Annotated in this window: 13 protein-coding genes; 8 read left to right on the plus strand and 5 right to left on the minus strand. The window is 72.3% G+C overall.

Translation table 11 applies throughout. The features are described 5' to 3' along the window. Window positions 1–223: 223 nt before the first annotated feature. Together ACZ4MF_RS31880 and ACZ4MF_RS31885 are read right to left on the minus strand one after the other, a co-directional pair. Window positions 224–667, minus strand: a complete 444-nt coding sequence (locus ACZ4MF_RS31880; RefSeq protein ID WP_467495599.1) for a MarR family winged helix-turn-helix transcriptional regulator — start codon at window positions 665–667, stop codon at window positions 224–226. A gap of 51 nt (window positions 668–718) precedes the next feature. Further along, window positions 719–1,078, minus strand: a complete 360-nt coding sequence (locus tag ACZ4MF_RS31885) for a DUF6204 family protein (RefSeq protein ID WP_467495601.1) — start codon at window positions 1,076–1,078, stop codon at window positions 719–721. A 143-nt stretch (window positions 1,079–1,221) separates the two neighbouring features. Between ACZ4MF_RS31885 and miaB the strand changes: the two genes are divergently transcribed. After that, complete coding sequence (gene miaB, locus ACZ4MF_RS31890; RefSeq protein WP_467495603.1) at window positions 1,222–2,751, plus strand: tRNA (N6-isopentenyl adenosine(37)-C2)-methylthiotransferase MiaB; 1,530 nt, start codon at window positions 1,222–1,224, stop codon at window positions 2,749–2,751. A 49-nt stretch (window positions 2,752–2,800) separates the two neighbouring features. Continuing rightward, window positions 2,801–3,514, plus strand: coding sequence for a class III extradiol dioxygenase subunit B-like domain-containing protein (locus ACZ4MF_RS31895; RefSeq protein ID WP_467495605.1), 714 nt, complete (start codon window positions 2,801–2,803; stop codon window positions 3,512–3,514). A 147-nt stretch (window positions 3,515–3,661) separates the two neighbouring features. On the opposite strand, the gene ACZ4MF_RS31900 is transcribed toward ACZ4MF_RS31895, so the two are convergent. Next, complete coding sequence (locus ACZ4MF_RS31900) at window positions 3,662–3,946, minus strand: antitoxin (protein ID WP_356033654.1); 285 nt, start codon at window positions 3,944–3,946, stop codon at window positions 3,662–3,664. Window positions 3,947–3,970: 24 nt separating this feature from the next. Beyond that, window positions 3,971–4,264 carry a hypothetical protein gene (locus ACZ4MF_RS31905; RefSeq protein ID WP_467495607.1) on the minus strand — a complete coding sequence of 98 codons (294 nt, stop codon included), beginning with the start codon at window positions 4,262–4,264 and terminating at the stop codon, window positions 3,971–3,973. 181 nt (window positions 4,265–4,445) lie between these two features. Between ACZ4MF_RS31905 and miaA the strand changes: the two genes are divergently transcribed. The 6 genes from miaA (at window position 4,446) to hflX (ending at window position 13,002) form a co-directional block, all read left to right on the plus strand. Further along, complete coding sequence (gene miaA / locus ACZ4MF_RS31910) at window positions 4,446–5,384, plus strand: tRNA (adenosine(37)-N6)-dimethylallyltransferase MiaA (RefSeq protein ID WP_467495609.1); 939 nt, start codon at window positions 4,446–4,448, stop codon at window positions 5,382–5,384. A gap of 107 nt (window positions 5,385–5,491) precedes the next feature. Then, window positions 5,492–6,148, plus strand: coding sequence for a hypothetical protein (locus ACZ4MF_RS31915; RefSeq protein ID WP_467495718.1), 657 nt, complete (start codon window positions 5,492–5,494; stop codon window positions 6,146–6,148). A gap of 47 nt (window positions 6,149–6,195) precedes the next feature. Beyond that, window positions 6,196–7,065 (plus strand): diaminopimelate epimerase, encoded by an 870-nt coding sequence (dapF, locus tag ACZ4MF_RS31920; protein ID WP_467495611.1) that lies wholly within the window; start codon window positions 6,196–6,198, stop codon window positions 7,063–7,065. 296 nt (window positions 7,066–7,361) lie between these two features. Next, window positions 7,362–9,614, plus strand: coding sequence for a RelA/SpoT family protein (locus ACZ4MF_RS31925; RefSeq protein WP_467495612.1), 2,253 nt, complete (start codon window positions 7,362–7,364; stop codon window positions 9,612–9,614). A gap of 140 nt (window positions 9,615–9,754) precedes the next feature. Continuing rightward, window positions 9,755–11,350, plus strand: a complete 1,596-nt coding sequence (locus tag ACZ4MF_RS31930; RefSeq protein ID WP_467495614.1) for a M1 family metallopeptidase — start codon at window positions 9,755–9,757, stop codon at window positions 11,348–11,350. 161 nt (window positions 11,351–11,511) lie between these two features. Then, window positions 11,512–13,002, plus strand: a complete 1,491-nt coding sequence (hflX, locus tag ACZ4MF_RS31935) for a GTPase HflX (RefSeq protein WP_467495616.1) — start codon at window positions 11,512–11,514, stop codon at window positions 13,000–13,002. A 95-nt stretch (window positions 13,003–13,097) separates the two neighbouring features. Here the strand turns inward: hflX and ACZ4MF_RS31940 are convergent, their stop codons facing one another. Then, a complete protein-coding gene (locus ACZ4MF_RS31940) occupies window positions 13,098–14,315 on the minus strand; it encodes a trypsin-like serine peptidase (RefSeq protein WP_467495617.1) in 1,218 nt (405 codons plus the stop codon). Between the last annotated feature and the right edge of the window lie 357 nt (window positions 14,316–14,672).

Raw genomic sequence — 14,672 nt, forward strand, 5'->3', positions numbered from 1 at the left:
GTTGCCCAGCGGTCGTACCGGCCGGTAACTCGATGTCGAACCATGAGCATGCCACGCCGCATCCATCACGCCCTCACCGTGTGGCCACAACTGAACGTGAGCTGTGACACGGCGTGTTCGGGCCATCCATGGCCGAAGTGCTCCCGTGCGCACGGGTGTTGCGGATGGCCGCCGTCCCCGGGGCGGACGGCGGCCGCCCCGGGGCTCCGTAACGGGCCGGGGCTCAGCGGCCGTCGAGCCCGGCCCCGCCGAGCCGGGTCAGCAGCCCCGACAGCAGCGCGACGTCCTCACCGCTCCACGTCCGGGCGGCGAAGACCTCGGCGGCGGTCTCCTCGGCCGTGGCGCGCATCTCCGTCAGCCGCCCGCGGCCCGTCGGGGTCAGCGACGCGTAGGCCACGCGCGCGTCGCGGGCGTCCGGCTCGCGGGTCACCAGCCCCATCCGCTCCAGCGGGGCCAGCCCGCGCGTGACCCCGGAGGCGGTCAGGCCCAGCGCCTCGGCGAGATCGACCCGGCGCATCCGTCCGCCGGGCGCCTGTCCCAGCCGCAGCAGCAGGGTGAAGTCGACGAGGCTCATCCCGTGCAGCCCGCTCAGCCGGGAGTCGAAGCGCCGTACGAGCGCCGCCTGCGCCCTGACCAGGCGCAGGGCCGCGTCGAGGGTGTCACTCATCGCCGCCCCGCTCCCTCCGCAGGCCATTGCTGGATCCTTGAGTACTCAAGTTCATGCTCCGTCGAAACGCGCCGCGCGCCGCTGGCGCTTGCCCATCGGGGCCTGGGAGAGGTCCTCGGCACTGGAGCGCAGGTTCTTGAAGCCGTAGCCGCGCTCGCTCAGCCAGGCCCGCGCCGCCTCCTCGGCCCGCTCGGTCGCCTCCAGGATGTCCTCCTCTTCCTCGCCGGTGTCGCTGAAGCGGAAGACGAAGGCGGGGCGGGCGGCGATGTCGTAGGTGAGGCTGCCCTCGGGCGTGAACGCGGCGCGCAGCACGTCGTGTGCCGCGGCGTCGGCCAGCAGGGCGGCCCGCTGCGCGTCCGTGAGGCCGTCGAAGGCGCCGCGGACGGTGATCCGGAACGTACGTGTGGTCATTGCGCGACCCTAGGCGCAGCGGACGCGCCCGCTCCACCCGGTTTCGGCTCCGGCCGGCCGGGAGGGCGCCGGCATCGCGGCCTCACCCGCACCCCGTCGGCCCGCCGATCCCGGTCGCCCCGGCCAGCGCCTACCCTTGACCCATGACCAGCAGCAGCGACCGGAGCCGGGCAGTGGACGTTCAGGGACCCAAGACCTACGAAGTGCGTACCTACGGGTGCCAGATGAACGTCCACGATTCCGAGCGATTGTCCGGGCTGCTGGAGGAGGCCGGGTACGTGCGGGCCCCGGAGGGCTCGGACGGCGACGCCGACGTCGTGGTCTTCAACACGTGCGCCGTCCGCGAGAACGCCGACAACCGGCTGTACGGCAACCTCGGCCGGCTCGCGCCGAGGAAGGCCTCGCGGCCCGGCATGCAGATCGCGGTCGGCGGCTGCCTCGCGCAGAAGGACCAGGACACCATCGTGCGGAAGGCGCCCTGGGTGGACGTCGTCTTCGGCACGCACAACATCGGCAAGCTGCCGGTGCTGCTGGAACGCGCGCGCGTGCAGCAGGAGGCCCAGGTCGAGATCGCCGAGTCGCTGGAGGCGTTCCCCTCGACGCTGCCGACCCGGCGCGAGAGCGCCTACGCGGCCTGGGTGTCGATCTCCGTCGGCTGCAACAACACCTGCACCTTCTGCATCGTCCCGGCCCTGCGCGGCAAGGAGAAGGACCGCCGTACCGGTGACATCCTCGCCGAGGTCGAGGCCCTGGTCGCCGAGGGCGTCTCGGAGATCACGCTGCTCGGCCAGAACGTCAACGCGTACGGCTCCGACATCGGCGACCGCGAGGCCTTCAGCAAGCTGCTGCGCGCCTGCGGCACGATCGAGGGCCTGGAGCGCGTCCGTTTCACGTCCCCGCACCCGCGCGACTTCACCGACGACGTGATCGCGGCCATGGCCGAGACCCCGAACGTGATGCCGCAGCTGCACATGCCGCTCCAGTCCGGCTCGGACACGGTCCTGAAGGCGATGCGCCGGTCCTACCGCCAGGAGCGCTACCTCGGGATCATCGAGAAGGTGCGGGCCGCCATCCCGCACGCGGCGATCACGACCGACATCATCGTGGGCTTCCCCGGCGAGACCGAGGCGGACTTCGAGGAGACCATGCGCGTCGTGCGCGAGGCCCGGTTCGCGCAGGCCTTCACCTTCCAGTACTCCAAGCGGCCCGGCACCCCCGCCGCGACCATGGACGACCAGATCCCCAAGGAGGTCGTCCAGGCGCGTTACGAGCGGCTGGTCGCCCTCCAGGAGGAGATCTCCTGGGACGAGAACAAGAAGCAGGTCGGCCGCACGCTGGAGCTGATGGTCGCCGAGGGCGAGGGCCGCAAGGACGGCACCACGCACCGCCTGTCCGGCCGCGCCCCCGACAACCGCCTGGTCCACTTCACCAAGCCGGACCAGGAGGTCCGCCCCGGCGACGTCGTCACGGTCGAGATCACCTACGCCGCCCCGCACCACCTCCTCGCCGAGGGCCCGGTCCTCTCCGTGCGCCGCACGCGCGCGGGTGACGCCTGGGAGAAGCGCAACGCTGCCGAGGCCGCCAAGCCGGCCGGCGTCATGCTGGGCCTGCCGAAGATCGGCGTCCCCGAGCCGCTGCCGGCCGCGGCGGGAAGCGGCTGCGGCTGCGACTGAGGGCCCGCCCCGACGAGGGGCGGCCGCCGTCCGGCGTACGCTGCCGGTCATGCTTGTCGCCGCCGCAGTCTGTCCCTGCCCGCCGCTGCTCGTACCCGAGGTCGCCGCGGGTGCCGCGCCCGAGCTGGACGTCGCCCGCTCGGCCTGCGCCGACGCGCTCGGCGTGCTCGCCGCCGCCCGCCCGGACCTCCTGGTGGTCGTCGGACCCGCCGAGCGGAGCGGGCGCGGTGCGTTCGCGCAGGGCACCCCGGGCTCCTTCCGCGGCTTCGGGGTCGACGTCGCCGTACGCCTGGGCCCGGCCACGGACGCCGTCCCCGAGCGCGAGCTGCCGCCGTCGCTCGCCGTCGGCGCATGGCTGCTGGAGCGGTCCGGCCGGGCGGACGCCCCGATCGAGGGACTCGGCGTCGGGGAGCCGCTGGCGCCCGAGCGGTGCCTCGCGACCGGGCGGGAGATCGGTGCCCGGGCCGGGCGGGTGGCGCTGCTGGTGATGGGAGACGCCAGCGCATGCCGCACGCTGAAGGCGCCGGGGTACCTGGACGAGCGGGCGGCCCCGTTCGACGCCGGGGTCGCGCGGGCGCTGGGCACGGCGGACCTGGCGGCCGTCCGGGCCTTGGACCCGGAGCTGGCCCACGAGCTGAAGGCCTCCGGCCGGGCCCCCTGGCAGGTCCTGGCCGGCGCCGCCGAGGGCGCGGACCTGGCCGGCGCGCTGCTCTACGAGGACGCGCCGTACGGCGTCGGGTACGTCGTCGCCACCTGGTCCTAGAACGTCCGATCCGGTACCGGGCCTGCCGCGGCACGTGCGAAGGCCCGCCGTACCCGTGAGACGGCGGACGGCCGGGAGCCGCTGGTGCCGCTCCACGACCGTCCGCCGGTGCCCGTGCCCCGTGCCGCAAGGGCGCCGTCCGCGGCCTCAGGAAGCCGTGGGCGGCTCCTGCGGCCGGGTGGGGGTCGCCGGGTCGGTCCCGTCCGTCTCGGGGCCGGTGCCCTCCTTGTGCGCGAGGCGGTCGACGGCCTCCTTGGCCTTGCCCGTGCCCGCGTGGATCTTGTCGCTGTACTTGCCCTTGGTCCGCTCGTCGACGGCCTTGGCGGCCTTGTCGATGCCGTGCGTGACCTTGTCCCCGTGCTGTCGCGCGAGGTCCGACACCTTGTCCTTGGCCGGGCCGAGCTTGGCCTTCATGTTGTCCAACAGACCCATGGTCCACCTTCCCTCGCGGGGCAGTTACCTGCGGGCGCCCTCGCCGGTCGCGCTGTCGGCGGCCTCCTCGGCGGACTGCTGCTTGGGGATGCCGGAGCCGTCGGACGTCTCGTCCGCCTCGGCACCGGACCGTGCCGAGGCGTCCTCACGCCCCTCCCCGGTCGTACCCTTCGCCTCCGCCGAGGCGGTTTCCTCCGCAGCTGCCGACTCCACCTCCTCCGCCTCGGCTCCGTCCGGCTCCACACCGGCCTGCGCCACGGCGTCCGGCGTCTCCGGAGTCGCCTTCGACCTGCCGAAGATCCGAGCAAACACGCCCATATTCACTCCATACGGTACTCGTGCGGGCGAAATCCCGCGTCACCCGGTGCGTACGGTTGCGCCGCCGGGGTCACCGTCTCCGTGATTCGGAGGCGGTATCTCGCCACGGGCAACGACGCAAAAACCCATGCGTCACGTAACTCGTTCGAGAGCCCACCCGGAGGTTTGCGAAACTGGTGCGGTGAGCAGTGCACTCCCCACCCCCCGCGTCATCGCCGTCGTCGGACCCACCGCGGCCGGAAAGTCCGATCTCGGCGTCTTTCTGGCCCAGCAGCTGGGCGGCGAGGTCGTCAACGCCGACTCCATGCAGCTGTACCGGGGGATGGACATCGGCACCGCCAAACTGACGCCCGAAGAGCGCGGCGGCATACCGCACCACCTGCTCGACGTCTGGGACGTGACGGTCACCGCCTCCGTCGCCGAGTACCAGAAGCTCGCCCGTGCCCGGATCGACGCCCTGCTCTCGGAGGGCCGCTGGCCGATCCTGGTCGGCGGCTCCGGCCTGTACGTCCGCGGGGCCGTGGACAACCTCGAGTTCCCCGGCACCGACCCCGAGGTCCGCGCCCGGCTGGAGGAGGAGCTGGCGCTGCGCGGCTCGGGCGCCCTGCACGCCCGGCTGGCCGCCGCCGACCCCGAGGCGGCCCGCGTGATCCTGCCCAGCAACGGCCGCCGGATCGTCCGGGCGCTGGAGGTGATCGAGATCACCGGCCGGCCCTTCACCGCCAACCTTCCCGGCCACGACTCGGTCTACGACACCGTTCAGATCGGTGTCGACGTCGCGCGTCCGGAGCTGGACGAGCGCATCGCGCGCCGCGTCGACCTGATGTGGGAGGCCGGTCTCGTGGACGAGGTGCGCGCACTGGAGGCGCAGGGCTTGCGCGAGGGGCGCACGGCGTCGCGCGCGCTCGGCTACCAGCAGGTGCTCGCGGCGCTCGCCGGGGAGTGCACCGACGTGGAGGCCAGGGCCGAGACCGTGCGCGCGACCAAGCGCTTCGCGCGCCGGCAGGATTCGTGGTTCAGGCGCGACCCGAGGGTGCACTGGTTGAGTGGGGCCGCGGCCACCCGCGAGGAACTTCCGCACCAGGCCCTGGCGTTGGTCGAACGACCGGTTACAGCCTGATCACGTGATGGCATCGGGATGCGCCGCCGGTCATCGAGGCCTTCGGCGCCGTGCCATCATCGAGCTTCGATCGACCAAGTGGAGCCTAGTTGGGAGGGCGCGTGGCGATGGAGGCCGGCCCTCGCGACACCGCACCAGGTGCCGAGCACGTCACCACAGCCGGTGACGAACCGGACCCGGCCGGAGCGGCCCGTGCCGCGGAGTGCGGACCGACCGGGCATCACCCGGCCGGCGACCCGCCGGCCGGCGACCGCCCGACCGACGAGCACCTCACCCGTGACCTGCCCGGCGACCGGCCGGACGATCACCGGCCCGTGGGGGACCGCCTCCTCGGGGACTCGCTGTCCGACGACGGCCCCGACGAGTCCCCGGACGGCGTGACCGCCGACGGGCCGGCGCCCGAGGAGATGTACGCGAGCGGGCCCGAGGTCGAGGTCGAGCTGCGCCCGCAGCGCCGGCTGCGCATCTGGCAGCTCGCGCCCATCGTGGGACTGTCCGCCGTCGGCTCCCTGATGTTCGCCTTCCCGCTCGCCTTCGACTTCGGCGACAGCGGCGCCGTCATCGCGATGCTCGGCCTGCTGATCTGCTCCTGCGCCGCGGGCTGGGGCACGACGGCGGCCCGCCGCGTGGGCTACACCTGGCCCGGCCTGCCCCCGCGCGGCTCCGGCCGCCGGGTCGACTGGCGGGTCGTCATCGCGTACATGCTGCTGGTCGCCGTGGTGGCCGTCCTCGCGGTGTGGCGCGTCGCCCGCCTGCGCGGCTAGCCCCTGCTCCGGGGCGGTATGTCGTACCCACCCCGTACGATCGAGGCATGAGCACGCGCATCCCCTTCCTCAAGGGGCACGGCACCGAGAACGACTTCGTGATCGTCCCGGACCCCGGGAACGCCCTCGACCTGCCCCCGGCCGCCGTCGCCGCCCTGTGCGACCGCCGGGCGGGCCTCGGCGGCGACGGGGTGCTGCATGTCGTGCGGTCCGCCGCGCACCCGGAGGCGAAGGCGATGGCGGACGAGGCCGAGTGGTTCATGGACTACCGCAACGCCGACGGCTCGGTCGCCGAGATGTGCGGCAACGGCGTCCGTGTGTTCGCCCGCTATCTCCAGCACGCCGGACATGTGGCCGAAGGCGACTTCACGATCGCCACGCGCGCGGGCGTGCGCTCCGTCCACCTGGCGAAGGACGGGGACGTCACCGTGGGTATGGGCCGGGCCCGCCTCCCCGAGGGCGAGGTCACCGTGACCGTCGGCGAGCGCAGCTGGCCCGCGCGCAACGTAAACATGGGCAACCCGCACGCGGTCGCCTTCGTCGACGACCTCACGCACGCGGGCCGGCTGCTCGACGCGCCCCCGGTCAGCCCGGCGCAGGCCTACCCGGACGGGGTGAACGTCGAGTTCGTGGTCGACCGCGGCCCCCGCCACGTCGCCATGCGCGTCCACGAGCGCGGCTCCGGCGAGACCCGCTCGTGCGGCACGGGCACGTGTGCCGTCGCCGTGGCCACCGCGCGGCGCGACGGCGTCGACCCGGCCGTCACCGGCACCCCGGTGACGTACACGGTGGACGTGCTCGGCGGGCGCCTGGTCATCACCGAGCGGCCCGACGGCGAGATCGAGATGACCGGACCGGCCGTGATCGTCGCCGAGGGCGAGATCGACGGCGAATGGCTGGAAAACGCCCTCGGCTGACCAGGCGTCACCACGACGGCAGCCGCTCCGGGCGCCGGGAACAGCGGTTTCCGGGGCCCGGAGAGGCGCGCGACCTCGGGTGAACCGCGGGCGCGCCATGAGCGCGTGGCGCAAAATCTAAACCTCCTTCTCGTCGCTCGAATGGGTGATCCGTTTCACGCTCGGCGAGAGGCGGTCAGGAGCACGTGGTGGGCTCGGTAGCATCAAGCACCGGCACGGACGGGGGAGAACGTCGCCATCCCTGAGCCGCGTGCGCCCTGGAGCCCCGTCCGCCGGTCCACGAGCCGGAGGTGCCCATGAGTGCGGAGGCCACGAACCCTGCGACCCCTGGCCCGGTAGCGCCCACAGCGGCGGCGGCCACCACCCCCGCGGTGCCCCGGGCGGACCGCAGGAAGTCCCGGCCCCGGATCGACCTGCGCAGGCTCGGCCGGGCCGCGCTGCTCGGCCCGGCCGTCCGCGGCAAACTGCCCGACGCCATCAGCCATGTCGTGGAGGCGTACCGCGCCCACCACCCCGACGCGGACCTCGACCCGCTGCGCCGCGCCTACGTCCTCGCGGAGTCCTCGCACCGCGGCCAGATGCGCAAGAGCGGCGAGCCGTACATCACGCATCCCCTCGCCGTGACCCTGATCCTCGCCGAACTCGGCGCCGAGACCACGACGTTGACCGCCTCGCTGCTCCACGACACCGTCGAGGACACCGATGTGACCCTCGATCAGGTGCGGGAACAGTTCGGTGAGGAGGTTCGTTATCTGGTCGACGGCGTCACGAAACTGGAGAAGGTCGACTACGGAGCCGCCGCCGAGCCGGAGACCTTCCGCAAGATGCTCGTCGCCACCGGCAGCGACGTGCGCGTGATGTCGATCAAACTCGCCGACCGGCTGCACAACATGCGCACGCTCGGCGTGATGCGCCCCGAGAAGCAGGCGCGGATCGCCAAGGTCACCCGCGACGTCCTCATCCCGCTCGCCGAACGCCTCGGCGTGCAGGCCCTGAAGACCGAGCTGGAGGACCTGGTCTTCGCCATCCTCCACCCCGACGAGTACGAGCACACCCGCGAGCTCATCGCCGAGAACGCCGCCCGCCGGGGCGACCCGCTCGCCGAGGTCGCCGACGAGGTCCGCGGTGTGCTGCGCGAGGCCGACATCCAGGCCGAAGTCCTCATCCGCCCCCGGCACTTCGTCTCCGTCCACCGCGTGGCCCGCAAACGCGGCCGGCTGCGCGGCGCCGACTTCGGCCGGCTGCTCGTGCTCGTCCACGAGGACGCGGACTGTTACGGCGTCCTCGGCGAACTGCACACCTGTATGACGCCTGTCGTCTCGGAGTTCAAGGACTTCATCGCCGTACCGAAGTTCAACCTGTACCAGTCGCTGCACACCGCCGTCGCCCGGCCCGACGGCCAGGTCGTCGAAGTCCTCATCCGCACCCACCAGATGCACAAGGTCGCCGAGGCCGGCGTCGTCGCGCTCGGCAATCCCTACGCCCCGGCCGCCGACGCCCCCACCTCCGACGCCCCCACCTCCGACAGCCCCATCTCCGACAGTGCGGCCTCCGACGCGCCCGCCGACGGCGAGCGCGCCGACCCCACCCGCCCCGGCTGGCTCTCCCGGCTCCTCGACTGGCAGCGGGCCGCCCCCGACCCCGACACCTTCTGGTCCACCCTGCGCGAAGACCTCGCCCAGGACCGCGAGATCACCGTCTTCCGCCCCGACGGCGGCACCCTCGGCCTGCCCGAGGGCGCCTCGTGCGTCGACGCGGCCTACGCGCAGTACGGCGAGGACGCCCACGCCTGCATCGGCGCCCGCGTCAACGGCCGCCTGGCCACGCTCAGTACGGTCCTGAAGGACGGCGACACCGTCCAGCTCCTCATGGGCCAGGACCCGGCCTCCGAGCCCTCTCGCGAATGGCTGGAGCACGCCCACACCCCGGCCGCCCGCATCGCCATCCAGCGCTGGCTCGCGGCGCACCCCGACGGCGGCACCGGGTCCGGAACCGACGAGGCGACCGCACCGCGCCCCGATCCGGCCGACGGCACGGCCATCGCCGAGAGCGCGACGCCGGAGGGCGCGGTCCGGGAGAGCGCTGCCCGTCCCCGGAGCGCGGACGTCCTCTCCGACCGGCCCGGAGCCACCGTACGGCTCGCCGGCTGCTGCACGCCCGTACCGCCCGACGAGATCACCGGCTTCGCCGTACGCGGGGGAGCGGTGACCGTCCACCGTCTGGAATGCGCCACGGTGGCGCAGATGAAGAGCCGGGGGCGCACGGAGATCGGTGTGCGCTGGGGCGACACGACCGAGATCCGGGTCACGCTGGTCGCTGAATCGTTCGGCCGCCCGCATCTGCTGGCCGACCTCACCGAGGCGATCTCCTCGACCGGCGCCGACATCGTCTCGGCGACCGTCGAACCGCCCACCCAGCAGCGGGTCCGGCACACCTACACGCTCCAACTCCCCGACGCCGCCCGCCTCCCGGCCCTGATGCGCGCCATGCGGGACGTACCGGGGGTGTACGACGTGGCCCGCGCCCAACACCCGGGCCCGGCCACCTGATCGGCACCGGGCGCACTCGCTCACGAGGCCGTCGGATCCCGGTCGGAAGGACCTGTCAGAGCGACCTGGGCGGAACCCGTTCGGGTGGGCCGGGCGCGCGTCGTCGTCGCGGGGCGGCGGCGCACTGGTAGCGGTGGTGCATGCTGCTCACCCCCCGCTCCCGGCATACGCCCCCGAGCTCCCGGCACCGCACGGCGGCCCTGCTCGCGTCCGCCGTCTCCGTCTGCCTCCTGGCTGCCGCGGCCCCGCCCGAGCCGCTGGGCATCGGCGACCGGCTCTTCCCGTACCTGGGCAACCCGGGCTACGACGTGACGTCGTACGACCTCTCCTTCACCTACTCCGGCAGAAACGACAAGCCGCTCGAAGCCGTCACCACCATCGACGCCCGGACCACCGCCGACCTGGAGCGCCTCAACCTCGACTTCGCTCACGGCACCGTCCGCTCCGTGGAGGTCGACGGGCACCGCGCGGACTTCGCCAAGGCGGGCGAGGACCTGGTCGTCACCCCGGACCATCCTCTGCCCCGGGGCAGATGGACCCGGATCACGGTGCGGCACACCAGCGACCCCGTGGCGGCCAAGGACCAGGACGGCGGCTGGGTGCGCACCGTCGACGGCCTCGCCATGGCGAACCAGGCCGACGCCGCCCACCTGGTCTTCCCGTGCAACGATCACCCGTCGGACAAGGCGATGTTCACCTTCCACGTGACCGCCCCGAACGGCTATGCCGTCGTCGCCAACGGTCTGCCCGAGGGCGCCGAGAAGGCGGGAAAGACGACCACCTGGACCTACCGCACCCGGCACCCCATGGCCACCGAGCTCGCCCAGGTGTCCATCGGCCGCTCCGCCGTCGTCCGCCGCGAGGGACCAGACGGGCTGCCGATGCGCGACGTCGTGCCCGCCGCCGACCGCAAGGCCCTCGAACCCTGGCTCGCGAAGACACCCGACCAGATCGCCTGGATGGAGAGCAAGGTCGGCCGGTTCCCGTTCGAGACCTACGGCGTGCTGATGGCGCAGGCCTCCACCGGGTTCGAGCTGGAGACACAGACCCTCTCGCTCTTCGAGAAGAACCTGTTCACGGACCCCGCCTACCCCAAGTGGTACATCGAGTCGATCATGGTGCACGAGCTGTCCCACCAGTGGTTCGGCGACAGCGTCAGCCCGCGCACCTGGTCCGACGTGTGGCTGAACGAGGGACACGCCACCTGGTACGAGGCGCTCTACGCCGACGAGACCGCGCACAAGCCGATGGAGAAGCGGATGAAGGCCGCGTACAGCGCCTCCGACCGCTGGCGCGAGTCCGGCGGCCCGCCCGCCCGCCCCAAGGCCCCCGCGCCCGGCCAGAAGATCAGCATCTTCCGGCCCAACATCTACGACGGCGCCGCGCTCGTGCTCTACGCCCTGCGCCAGGAGATCGGCCGCCCCGCCTTCGAACGGCTGGAGCGGGTCTGGGTGCGCACGCACCGGGACTCCAGCGCCACCACCGCCGACTTCGTCCGGCTGGCCTCGACGATCTCGGGCCGTGACCTGAGCGGCTTCTTCCAGGCCTGGCTGTACGGCAAGAAGACCCCGCCGATGCCCGGCCATCCGGACTGGAAGCAGCAGGCTCCCGCCAAGGACCAGCAGGCACCGGCCAAGAAGCCCTCGGCTGCCGCCGGGAAGCCCTCGGCTCAGTCCGGGAAACCGTCGGCTCCGGCCAGGACCGCCGGGGCCGGGGGATCGCGAAGCGCGCGATAACACGGTGACGAGACGTGTCGCCTCGTGCGACCATCTTCGGGTCGGCGCGAGGCGGGACGGGAATCTCCCGGGGCGCTCGTACGTTGTCACGACGAGAGGCCCCGCAGGTCCGGCCGCCGCACCGACGCCGCACCGGCCAACCCCATCGACGTAAGGATCCAATGACCTCCTCTTCTTCCCCTTCCCAGGACACCAAGCGCCTCGCGCACGACTACCCCGAGGGCCTTCGGGCCGATGCCCTGATGGAAGAGGACGTCGCCTGGAGCCACGAGATCGACGGCGAGCGGGACGGTGACCAGTTCGACCGCTCCGAGCGCGCGGCCCTGCGGCGCGTCGCCGGCCTCTCCACCGAGCTGGAGGACGTCACCGAGGTCGAGTACCGCCAGCTCCGCCTGGAGCGGGTCGTGCTCGTCGGGGTGTGGACCACCGGCACCGCCCAGGACGCCGACAACTCCCTCGCGGAGCTGGCGGCCCTCGCCGAGACCGCGGGCGCGCTCGTGCTCGACGGCGTCATCCAGCGCCGCGACAAGCCCGACGCGGCCACCTACATCGGCTCCGGCAAGGCCCTGGAGCTGCGCGACATCGTCCTCGAAACGGGCGCGGACACGGTCATCTGCGACGGTGAGCTGAGCCCCGGCCAGCTGATCCAGCTGGAGGACGTCGTCAAGGTCAAGGTCATCGACCGTACGGCCCTGATCCTGGACATCTTCGCCCAGCACGCCAAGTCCCGGGAGGGCAAGGCGCAGGTCGCGCTCGCACAGATGCAGTACATGCTGCCGAGGCTGCGCGGCTGGGGTCAGTCGCTGTCCCGGCAGATGGGTGGCGGTCGCGGCGGCCTCGCCACGCGTGGTCCCGGTGAGACCAAGATCGAGACGGACCGGCGGCGGATCCGCGAGAAGATGGCGAAGATGCGCCGGGAGATCGCGGAGATGAAGACCGGCCGCGAGATCAAGCGCCAGGAGCGCCGGCGCAACAAGGTGCCGTCCGTCGCCATCGCGGGCTACACCAACGCCGGCAAGTCCTCCCTGCTCAACCGCCTCACGGGCGCCGGTGTCCTGGTCGAGAACGCCCTGTTCGCGACCCTGGACCCGACCGTCCGGCGTGCGGAGACCCCGAGCGGCCGCCTGTACACCCTGGCGGACACGGTCGGTTTCGTGCGCCACCTGCCGCACCACCTGGTCGAGGCGTTCCGCTCCACCATGGAGGAGGTCGGCGACTCCGACCTGATCCTGCACGTGGTGGACGGCTCGCATCCGGTACCGGAGGAGCAGCTCGCCGCCGTGCGCGAGGTCATCCGGGACGTCGGCGCCACCGACGTGCCCGAGATCGTCGTGATCAACAAGGCGGACGCGGCCGACCCGCTGGTCCTCCAGCGGCTGCTGCGCACCGAGAAGCACTCGATCGCCGTCTCGGCCCGCACCGGCCAGGGCATCGAGCAGCTGCTCGCCCTGATCGACGAAGAGCTGCCCCGCCCCTCGGTCGAGGTCGAGGCGCTCGTGCCGTACACCCACGGCAAGCTCGTCGCCCGCGCCCACACCGAGGGCGAGGTGATCTCCGAGGAACACACCGCGGAGGGCACCCTGATCAAGGTCCGGGTCCACGAGGAACTGGCTGCGGACCTGGCGCCGTACGCACCGGTGCCGACGGCCTGACCGACGGCTGTGCGAAAGGCCCGCTCCCTCTTCAGGGGGCGGGCCTTTCCGCCCCTGCAGGGGCGCTGGGGACTGCCTCCCCTACGGTCTGTCGCCTACTGCCCGGCGAACTTCTTGCTGACGGACTCGTACACGCCCTTGGCCACCGGACCGAAGCGCGGCCCGGCCAGCCACCCCGACGTCACCGGGCCGATCGACGTGTTGGACACGAGTGCCGGCTTGCCGTCGGTGCCGGTCTCCACCCAGCCACCACCGGAGGAGCCCGCGGTCATCGTGCAGCCGATCCGGTACATCGTCGGGTCCGGCTTGCTGATGGACAGCCGGCCCGGCTTGTCCTTGCACTGGTACATCAGCTGACCGTCGAACGGCGCCGCCTCCGGGTAACCCGTCGCGGTGATGCTGCTGACCTTCGGCACCGCCGGGGCGTTGAAGTTCACCGGCAGGGCGCCGCCGACCGTCTCCTCCAGCGACTTGGCGCCGCTGCCCTGCTCCGGCGTCACGTGGATCACCGCGTAGTCGTACGAGGCACCGGTGCCACCGGTCTCGCCGCCCCCGTCGATCCACTGCTGCGAGGTCTGCGCCGCGTCGGCCCACCAGACGCCGTACGGCGCGATCTCGGACCGGCTGGCGTTCTGCAGCTGGTCGACCGACTTGCCGGAGTTGTTGTACGACGGCACGAACGCCATGTTGCGGTACCAGCCGCCGTTCTTGCCGGCGTGCACACAGTGGCCCGCCGTCCAGACCAGGTTGGACTTGCCCGGGTGCGCCGGGTCCTCCACGACCGTGCCCGAGCACACCATGTGGCCCTCGGGGGAGTCGAAGAACACCTTGCCCGAGGTGGCCGCGTTGACGTGGTACGGCGTCGCCACCGCCTGTGCCTTCACCGGCTGCGGGGTCGGGTCCGTCACGCCCTGGTCACCGGAGATGTCGTTGTCGTTCACGCCCTTGTTGGGGTCGTTGGCGTGCCGCATCCGGTTCGGGTCCCACAGGCCCTTGATGATCGGGTTGACGAAGTCGTTGGCCTCGCGCAGCCACTCCTTCTTGTCCCAGTTCTTCCAGGCGCCGTTCTTCCACTTGTCGATGTCGATCCCGTGCTCCTTGAGCTTCTGCTTCAGGTCGTCCGGGATCTTGATCGCGCCGTCGCCGGCCGCGGCCGCGGAGGCGCTCGGCTTGCTGTCGGCGTTGTCGTCGCCGTTGCAGGCGGTGGCGGTCATCGCCAGCGCCGAGACGAGGGCGACCGCCGCGAGCGAGGTGGAGGTACGGCGGGTACCCCTTCCCTGCCGAACGGTGAACGACGGCCGTATGGATCGCATGCTCTTGACTCCCCGTGTGGTGAAGGAACTCGGCGCTGTCGCCGTGCCGCCGACGTCGAACTCATGAGGAGTTCATGCCGGTCTCACGACGTTCTTGGAACGGCGACCCACACTATGCGGTCGCTGTGGGGGAGTTCCGACGGAACGGCAACGGTTCGGCCACAGCCGTCTGACCTGGCTGGTCCGACAGGGGCGCACCGATGTGACGTCCGCTCACCCCGCGCGCCTCCCGCACCGCCCTTCGTTCCCCGCTCACTTGGCAATGTTCTTCCCGTAACCCGTAACCCGCCGACCGGTCCGGGGTTGTAGCGGTGGGGGGCCTGCTGCCCGTGTGCGGTCCCCGCGGATCAACTCGCC

The sequence above is a fragment of the Streptomyces sp. NPDC025793 genome (assembly GCF_055558375.1).